The organism is Micromonospora sp. SYSU B005, assembly GCF_055362685.1.
The window spans coordinates 1-934 of sequence record NZ_JAXCFU010000061.1 but is presented as its reverse complement, the minus strand read 5'-3'; the positions used below and the strand labels follow the sequence as shown (position 1 = coordinate 934).

Below are 934 nucleotides of genomic sequence, written 5' to 3'. Positions count from 1 at the left end.
AGAGCGTGTTTGAGATCGGGTTGATCAGGTCCGGGTGAAGGTGCGGCGGGCTTGGCGGCGTGCGGGTTGGCCGCGGGTGATGCGGCGGGTCATGCCGGCGATGGCGGCCCAGCGGATGAGGGCTGCGGAGACGGCGGGGTGCCGTTCGTAGTCGCGGGCGAGCCGGCGGCAGGCGGTGAGCCAGGCCAGGGTGCGTTCCACGACCCAACGGCGTGGGTGAACGGCGAAGCCGCGTTGGTCGGCGGGTTTGCGGACGATCTGCAGCGTGGTGCGCAGGGTGTCGCGGGTCCAGTCGATCAAGCGGCCGGTGAAGCCCTGGTCGGCGAAGACGTGCCGGATCGGGGTGAGCATGTAGGCGCTGAGCAGGGCACTCTTGGCGCCGTCACGGTCCTGCCAGCTCGCGGCGAGCACGGTCACAGTGACCAGCAAGCCGAGGGTGTCGGTGATGATGAACCGCTTCCGACCGTTGATCTTCTTGCCCGCGTCGTAGCCCCGACTGTCCCGGCCGACGGTGTCAGCGCCCTTCACGCTCTGCGAATCGATGATCCCCGCCGACGGCTGCGGATCACGGCCCTGCTGCACCCGGGCCTTGATCCGCAGCGTGGCCAGGAGTTTCTCCGTCACCCCGGCTTCTTCCCACCGGGTGAAGTACCAGTACACCGTCTGCCACGGCGGCAGGTCAGCCGGCAGGTACCGCCACGGACACCCCGACCGCACCACGTACAGGATCGCGTTGACGATCTCCCGCCGCGGATGCTTCTCCCGGCGGCCGTCGGTATTCGGCTCCGGAAGCAGCGGTTCTATCAACGCCCACTGGGCATCGGTCAGGTCGGAGGGGTAGCCACGGCGTGCAGACACCGCGCCACCCTGCCCGTCTCGCCGGTGGAAGTCATGCCACCACGCCGTCCACAACAGACCTTCTCAAACACGCTCT

1 protein-coding gene is annotated in these 934 nt (G+C 68.4%); it reads right to left on the bottom strand.

Annotated elements, in window-relative coordinates:
* Window positions 1-24 precede the first annotated feature (24 nt).
* On the bottom strand, window positions 25-858 hold the full coding sequence (locus SM452_RS30365; RefSeq protein ID WP_091331248.1) for an IS5 family transposase: 834 nt from the start codon (window positions 856-858) through the stop codon (window positions 25-27).
* Window positions 859-934 lie beyond the last annotated feature (76 nt).